The sequence below is a fragment of the Phyllobacterium sp. genome, from assembly GCF_037994425.1.
Lineage (GTDB): Bacteria > Pseudomonadota > Alphaproteobacteria > Rhizobiales > Rhizobiaceae > Phyllobacterium.
In genome coordinates, this window is record NZ_JBBNAM010000121.1 from 1 (window position 1) to 6,988 (window position 6,988).

Here is a 6,988-nt window from a genome sequence, read left to right on the forward strand (position 1 = left end):
GATCGCCGCAGACATCTGCGTCTTTACCAATACGAGCGTCACCCTCGAGGGCATCGATGCCGAATGAGCCGCACTACCACTACCGCTTCATTCCGGTCGAACCCCGCCACCTGAACATGATCATGGATTGGCTAACCGAACCGCATGTGGCGAAGTGGTGGGGCAAGAGCCCGGATGAAGAGGCCGCGCTGATCATCGAACACATGGACAGTGTCTCGGTGGAGCCTTTCATTATCATGCTTGGCGATGAGGCGATCGGCTACCTCCAGACCTACGATCCGCACCTTGAGGATGATCATCCCTACCAGGACCAGCCGACCGGAACGTTGGGCCTGGACCAGTTCATCGGCGAGCCCGACCTTATCGGCCAGGGCCACGGGCCGAGGCTCCTCGACGAATTCGTATCGCTCCTGTTCGAAGAGGGCGTGCCGCGCGTCATCGTCGACCCTGATCCCGCCAACGTCCAGGCAGTCAAGGCTTACAAGAAAGCGGGCTTCGTTGCCTTCGACACCCGCGCATCGACCTACGGTCCCGCCCTCCTGATGGCGCGCGACAATCCTGAACTTTCTTCAGATGAAATGAGAATACAATGACAACATTTTCCCCCCGTGAAATCGTCTCCGAACTCGATCGCTATATCATCGGCCAGAAGGACGCAAAACGTGCCGTTGCCATCGCCCTGCGCAACCGCTGGCGACGCCAGCAGCTAGAGGGTCAGATGCGCGAGGAAGTGATGCCCAAAAACATCCTGATGATAGGACCCACCGGCGTCGGCAAAACGGAAATCTCGCGCCGCCTTGCCAAGCTCGCCGGCGCGCCCTTTATCAAGGTCGAGGCCACCAAATTCACCGAAGTTGGTTACGTGGGCCGCGATGTCGAACAGATCATCCGTGATCTCGTTGAAGTTGCGATCGGCCTCGTGCGCGAGAAGAAGCGTGAGGAGGTGAAGGCTCGGGCGCACGTCAACGCGGAAGAGCGCGTGCTCGATGCCCTTGTCGGCAAGACCGCAAGCCCGGCGACGCGCGAATCTTTCCGCAAGAAGCTTCGCGACGGCCAGATCGACGACAAGGAAATTGAGGTCGAGGTCGCTGATACCGGCTCCGGCATGCCCAATTTCGAGCTTCCGGGCATGCCCGGCGCCAACATTGGCGTGCTTAACCTTAGCGATATGCTCGGCAAGGCGATGGGCGGCCGGACCAAGACGGTGAAGACCACCGTTAAGGATTCCTACGGCGTGCTGATCAATGACGAATCCGACAAGCTGCTCGATCAGGAGCAGATCACCCAGGAAGCCATGCGTTCAGCGGAGGACGACGGTATCGTCTTCCTCGACGAGATCGATAAGATCGCCGCCCGCGACGGCGGCGTCGGTGCCGGTGTGTCGCGCGAAGGCGTCCAGCGTGACCTCCTGCCACTTGTGGAAGGCACGACCGTTGCAACCAAATATGGACCGATCAAGACGGATCATATCCTGTTCATCGCATCGGGCGCTTTCCATGTGGCCAAACCGTCGGACCTCTTGCCGGAATTGCAGGGGCGACTGCCCATCCGCGTCGAGCTCAGCGCGCTCTCGCGTGACGATATGCGCCGGATTCTGACCGAGCCCGAGGCGAGCCTCTTGAAGCAGTATATCGCGCTCATGGCTACCGAGGGTGTGACGCTCAATATCACCGACGATGCGATCGATGCGCTGGCGGATATCGCCGTCGACCTTAACTCGACGGTCGAGAATATTGGCGCGCGACGGCTGCAAACCGTCATGGAGAGGGTCCTCGACGAGATATCGTTCGCTGCGCCCGACAAGGCCGGCACGGAGCACACGATCGATGCCAAATATGTGCGCGATACGGTCGGTGACCTTGCCAAGAACAGCGATCTGTCGCGCTTTATTCTCTAGGAATTTGCGCCGGGTGCGACAGCGGCGCATTTTCCAATACGAATCAATGCCTCCCCGGCCGCCGGGGAGGCATTTTTCATTTGCGGCGGGAATGGTTGATGAGGTTTTTCTGGCTTTCGGGCGGGCAAGCGGCTATTTGGGACGCCCGACCGGAATTCTGGACAGATGATGAGAAAACACCTGCTCTCCGTCACGACGAGCGTCGTGCTCGCGTTTTTTGCGGCCGTACAAACGGCCGACGCCGTGACTGTCGTTCCGGAAGGAAATCGCAATGCGAGCCAGCCTGGCGTTCCAGCTGCGTCCGCGAAGCGAACCCGCGAACTCAATACGACCTACGAAGCCAAGTACCAGAAGATTTACACTCTCCTGAAGACGGATACCAAACTGCGATCGAAGATCGCGAGCGTGGCTCGGACCTATGGCATCGATCCCATCCACATTGCCGGCGCGTTGATCGGCGAACATACCTACAATGTCGACGCCTACGACCGCCTGCAGACCTACTACGTCAAGGCCATTTCCTACGTCCAGCAGGGCCTCGCCTTTGAATACCAAGGTGAGACGATTGGTACATTCGTCAAGCGTCCGCAGTTTTCGGAATGCGGTCAGCTCAAGGACAGTCTGCGCCTGTGGACATGCCGGGAAGATATCTGGGATCGTGAATTTCGCGGCAAGACCGTTGGCGGCAAGCGCTTCCCCGACAACCGTTTCAGCGCGGCATTCTTCCAGCCTTTCTATGCCGGACAAAGTTTTGGCCTCGGTCAGCTGAGCCCACTCGTTGCGCTGCAAATGACCGATATGGTCAATCGCTATTCGGGTTTGCCCAAGCTCGACGCGGACCACGCGGGCGAGGTCTACAAGACGATCATGGATCCGGATTTAACGCTTCCCTACATGGCCGCGACGTTGAAGCACTCGATCGAAGTCTACCGGCGCGTTGCTGATTTCGATATTTCCCAGAACCCCGGCATAACCGCGACGCTCTACAATACGGGTGGTGCCGATGCGCGTGCACGCGCGCTCGCCGATGCCAATGCTGCGCGCGTCGCCAAAGGCGAGGCCTTGGAGTTTCCTGCCGAAAATTATTATGGCTGGCTGGTCAATGAGAAGATCGACCAGTTGCGGGCGTTGTTCTAAAATTAGTGGAGCTCAGCGCTTCGGCACGGCTTTCAACCGATCGATCAGATCCCGAGCCAACGCGTCGTCCACGTCGCCGATCGTCGCTGCCAGAAGGTTGGCGAGTTCCGTCGCCGATGGCGAGAGACCGCCGGTATCGATGGTGATGCGCGGATCCGAGATCATTGCAAGCCGCTGGAGTTCTTCGGCTTCGTCCCAGATGATGTTGAAATACTGAATGATACGCTGCAGCTTGTCCCAAGTGGGCTGACCCCGCTTGCCGTGCTCAAGCGCGGAAAGATAGGCGGCCGATACCCCGATCGCTTTTGCCATCTCCTTCTGGGAGATTCCGCGGTCTGCACGCAGTTCGCGCAATTTTTTCCCGAATGGCGTCATAATGCCTCGCCCTGGCGTCGCATACGCACATAGATCGCGCCGCTGCCGCCATGGTTGCGGGCGGCGTCCTCATAACCATTGACGAGTATCCGGAACGAAGGCGTCGCAAACCAAAGGGGCACGGCCTGCCTGAGAACGCCGTCGCTGCCGAGCGAAGAACCCTTCCCCGTTATGACGAGCACATAGCGCAGTTTGCGCAAGTGTGCCCGCTGCAGGAAGCCGAGGAGCAGGCCGTAGGCCTCGCCTTGCGTCAGGCCGTGCAGGTCGATCCTTGCCTCGATGACAACGCGTCCGCGCGCGATCTTCTTGTGGGTGGGCCGGTCGATGGGATGAAGGCGATGGGCGGGAGGCGGTTTCGTCCCTGCAGGGACGGCCGCTATCGGCTTCGCATTTTCCGGAGCTGACGGGTAAGTGCTAGATTTTTGTTCCGGCTCGTCCGAGAGAAACGCCGGTTTTGCCTTCCCCTTTAGCGGTCGAGCCGTCTTTGCCACTGTCTCCCAGAGAATCCGGTCTTCGAGAGTGGCAAATCCATCTTGCGGCTTCTTCCTCATCGGTCCTGCGCCAGAAGCGAACGCGGCACCAACGCATAGAAATCCGCTCGATGGCGGATGCCGCCTGCAATTTCGCCCGCCGCATCGCCCGATCCGGCAAAGAGGTCGCCCCTGGCCGAGCCGACGATTGCCGAACCCGTGTCCTGAGCGATCATGAGGCGAGCGAAGCGGTTTCCGCCAAAGGCTTTCAGATCAGGCGCATGAATGTAGAACGGCGTACCGAACGTGTGCAGCAGGCGGTCGACCGCCACGGAGCGCCCTGCAGTGAGGGGCACCTTTGCCGCAGCGATTGGGCCGAACGATTTCTCTTCCACTTCAGCCTCGCGGAAGAAAATATAGGAGCGGTTGTTCCACATGAGGGCTTGGGCTTTTTCTGGGTGTGTCGCCAGCCAGGCCCGGATTGCCTGCATCGACATCTTCTCAGGCGGGACCTCCCCGCTTTCGAGGAGGATCCTGCCGATCCCGGTGAACCGATGCCCGGTCTTGGCGGCATAGGTAATCCGCCGCAGGCGACCGTCAGTCATGTTCAGGCGAGCCGCGCCCTGGACGTGAATGAAAAAGGCATCCACGGGGCTTTCAACAAACGCAATCTCAAGTCCCTGTCCGGCGAGCGCGCCGCTCTCGATCGCCGGGCGGTCGAAATATTCGCTTAAACCCTTCGCGGTTTGCCGCGCAAAGGCAAAGTAGGGATCGAGGCCGTGCGGTCGGTTCCCGTCATCAACGTCGACGAGATCTAATGGGCGGCGCAGGAAAGGAACGGTGAAGCGTTCGGTGCGTACTGGCGATGCGACCACTTCCGGCTCATAGAAGCCCGTAACGAATCCACCGTCAGCACCCGTGTCCTCGACGAGCACTGGCAGGAACCATCGCTCGAAGAACCGCCGTGCTTCCTGGTCGGTTTTGACCAATGTTTCACGTGAATCAGCAAAAACCGGCGCAAGAGCATCGAAGCTGATGCCAAGTGAGCCAGACTTATAGGGCTTCTCCAGCACATGCTTCGCAGAACGCCTGAAGGCTTCGAAGGCAGGAAGATGGTGGTCGTCTTGCCATCCGGGGCAATCTGCAAAATCCACCGGCTTGAACAGGGGCGACAGCATGGCTTTATCTCAATCGCTGATTAGTCTTCTGCTTCGGTCGCCACGAGTTTCCAGTTTGGATCCTTCGAGCGTGTGTCGCGCGCGAACGTCCATACATCCTTGACCTCGGCAACGGCTTCCCTATCGCCGTCGATGACCGTGCCGTTCTTGTCGAGGGTAGCGGATATGAGTTCGCTGACTATGCGGACCGTCACATGCGATTCCGTGCCTTTCATCTCGGCGCCAATGATTTCAGCCTTGTTGATCCCGACGAACGAGGACTGGACTTTCTCACCGCGCGACTCGCGATCGGCAATCGCGGTTACGAAGCCGTCAAACACTTCCCGAGACAAGAGCGACTTCAGCGTTTTACGATCGCCGTCGGCAAAGGACATCACGATCATCTCATAGGCCATCTTCGAGCCATCGAGAAACTTCGAAGGTTCGAACGTGGGATCGGCGTTCTGGATCGCCCGCAGCCCGTCGTTGAGCGGCGTACCGGGCTTCGCAACCGCATCCACTTTCTCGAAGCTGCTTTCCTTCACTTCACCACGGCGCGGAAGCGACACGACGTTGTCGCTGGCCTTCGTCTTGTCGTCGACCTCCGCGGTCCGCGTATAGGGATTGAAGGGAGGACGCTCGTTGCCGGTCCGCCGGCCAAGGACCTTGCGCAGCTGGAGGAAGATCACCACCGCCGCCACGAAGAAGAAAATCGTTCCAAAGTCCAGATATTCCATGTCGCCTGCCATTCATCCCAGCGTTCGTTATGGTCTTCGATCTTCTGCCGAAATACCAAATTCATATAGATTGCCAATGGCAAACATACAAATGCTCATCTTGCTTGCCTATATAGGCATGAAATCGACGCGGGGAATGCATAATATCCCCATATGTCCTCTGAAAGGTAAATTAGTTTGCGATCGTTTGTCGTTCCCTTGCTCCTCCTGGCCTTGCCGTTCATGGAGATCGCCGGATTTGTCGTTGTTGGCAGTAAGATCGGCGTGCTCGCGACGCTGGGGCTTGTGGTGCTGTCGATCTTTCTCGGCCTGTTCCTGTTGCGCGTACAAGGCTTTGGATTGATCCAGCGCATTCGGGCGGAGACAGCAGCGGGGCGCACGCCGGGACGGGAGCTGGTTCATGGCTTCATGCTTGTTTTCGCCGCCTTCCTGCTGATCGTTCCAGGCTTCATCACTGACATCATCGGCCTGCTCTTGTTCATCCCTGCCGTGCGCGATATCGGCTGGCGACTGGTCAAGGACCGAATGGTCGTTGTAAAGCCAGGCGCGCAGCGATCGTCGCGTTCCGGTGCGACCCACACGAAGGACAAGGTCATCGAGCTCGATCCGGAGGAATTTTCGAGGAAGCCCGATCCGAACTCGCCGTGGAACCCGAAACGCTAGACGACTTCTATCCTGGCGCGCATGACTGGGGCGGCTGGAACTATAGGATTAGAGGTCTCGGCTTGCCTCGCCAAACCACACATGCTAGCGAGCCACATTCAAATCGATAACCGCCAAAGCGGACGCAACAGAAGAAGGTTTCCAGACAATGGCTCAAAAGCCGGACGAGAAGGCCGAAAACGGCAACGAAGTGACCAATGGGAATGGCACAGCTCAGCAGCAGACGTTGAACATACTCGCGCAGTATGTGAAGGACCTCTCGTTCGAGAGCCCCGGCGCTCCGCTCTCGCTGCGTCCGCGCGACAAGGCGCCCGGGATCAGCATCAACGTCAACGTCAACGCCAACCCAATTGCGGAGAACGACTTCGACGTCGTGCTGACGCTTTCGGCAAAGGCTGGCGAAGGCAAGGACGTTCTCTTCAACGCCGAACTCGTCTATGGCGGTGTTTTCCGCCTCGTTGGTTTCCCGCAGGAACATTTGCTGCCGCTGCTCTTCATCGAGTGCCCGCGTCTTTTGTTCCCGTTCGCGCGTCAGATCATCGCCGAAGCAAC

Annotated in this window: 9 protein-coding genes; 5 read left to right on the forward strand and 4 right to left on the reverse strand. The window is 58.7% G+C overall.

Translation table 11 applies throughout. The features are described 5' to 3' along the window. Window positions 1-56: 56 nt before the first annotated feature. The 3 genes from AAAB35_RS08725 to AAAB35_RS08735 all read left to right on the forward strand — a co-directional run bounded on the left by AAAB35_RS08725 (window position 57) and on the right by AAAB35_RS08735 (window position 3,034). Complete coding sequence (locus AAAB35_RS08725) at window positions 57-593, forward strand: GNAT family N-acetyltransferase (RefSeq protein WP_340667853.1); 537 nt, start codon at window positions 57-59, stop codon at window positions 591-593. Further along, window positions 590-1,897: an ATP-dependent protease ATPase subunit HslU gene (hslU, locus tag AAAB35_RS08730; RefSeq protein ID WP_340667855.1), complete on the forward strand. Its 1,308-nt coding sequence runs from the start codon at window positions 590-592 to the stop codon at window positions 1,895-1,897. Before AAAB35_RS08725 ends, hslU begins: the two co-directional genes overlap by 4 nt. A gap of 168 nt (window positions 1,898-2,065) precedes the next feature. Then, window positions 2,066-3,034, forward strand: coding sequence for a DUF1402 family protein (locus AAAB35_RS08735; RefSeq protein WP_340667868.1), 969 nt, complete (start codon window positions 2,066-2,068; stop codon window positions 3,032-3,034). Window positions 3,035-3,046: 12 nt separating this feature from the next. On the opposite strand, the gene AAAB35_RS08740 is transcribed toward AAAB35_RS08735, so the two are convergent. Genes AAAB35_RS08740 through AAAB35_RS08755 form a run of 4 tightly spaced genes read right to left on the reverse strand, consistent with a single transcriptional unit; the run spans window position 3,047 to window position 5,773 of the window. Beyond that, window positions 3,047-3,409, reverse strand: a complete 363-nt coding sequence (locus AAAB35_RS08740) for a helix-turn-helix transcriptional regulator (protein ID WP_340667858.1) — start codon at window positions 3,407-3,409, stop codon at window positions 3,047-3,049. Next, window positions 3,406-3,960: a Smr/MutS family protein gene (locus AAAB35_RS08745; protein ID WP_340667859.1), complete on the reverse strand. Its 555-nt coding sequence runs from the start codon at window positions 3,958-3,960 to the stop codon at window positions 3,406-3,408. The genes AAAB35_RS08740 and AAAB35_RS08745 overlap by 4 nt, the downstream gene beginning before the upstream one ends. After that, the gene (locus AAAB35_RS08750; protein ID WP_340667860.1) at window positions 3,957-5,057 is read right to left on the reverse strand and encodes a murein transglycosylase A; all 1,101 of its coding nucleotides are present in this window, start codon (window positions 5,055-5,057) and stop codon (window positions 3,957-3,959) included. The genes AAAB35_RS08745 and AAAB35_RS08750 overlap by 4 nt, the downstream gene beginning before the upstream one ends. A 20-nt stretch (window positions 5,058-5,077) precedes the next feature. Beyond that, window positions 5,078-5,773 (reverse strand): Tim44/TimA family putative adaptor protein, encoded by a 696-nt coding sequence (locus AAAB35_RS08755; RefSeq protein ID WP_340667862.1) that lies wholly within the window; start codon window positions 5,771-5,773, stop codon window positions 5,078-5,080. 177 nt (window positions 5,774-5,950) lie between these two features. Here AAAB35_RS08755 and AAAB35_RS08760 point away from each other — a divergent pair, with 177 nt between their 5' ends. Both AAAB35_RS08760 and secB read left to right on the forward strand, forming a co-directional pair. Continuing rightward, a complete protein-coding gene (locus tag AAAB35_RS08760) occupies window positions 5,951-6,436 on the forward strand; it encodes an FxsA family protein (protein ID WP_340667863.1) in 486 nt (161 codons plus the stop codon). Between the two features lie 148 nt (window positions 6,437-6,584). After that, window positions 6,585-6,988: protein-export chaperone SecB (secB, locus tag AAAB35_RS08765; RefSeq protein ID WP_340667866.1), on the forward strand; the 404-nt coding region annotated here is incomplete at its 3' end.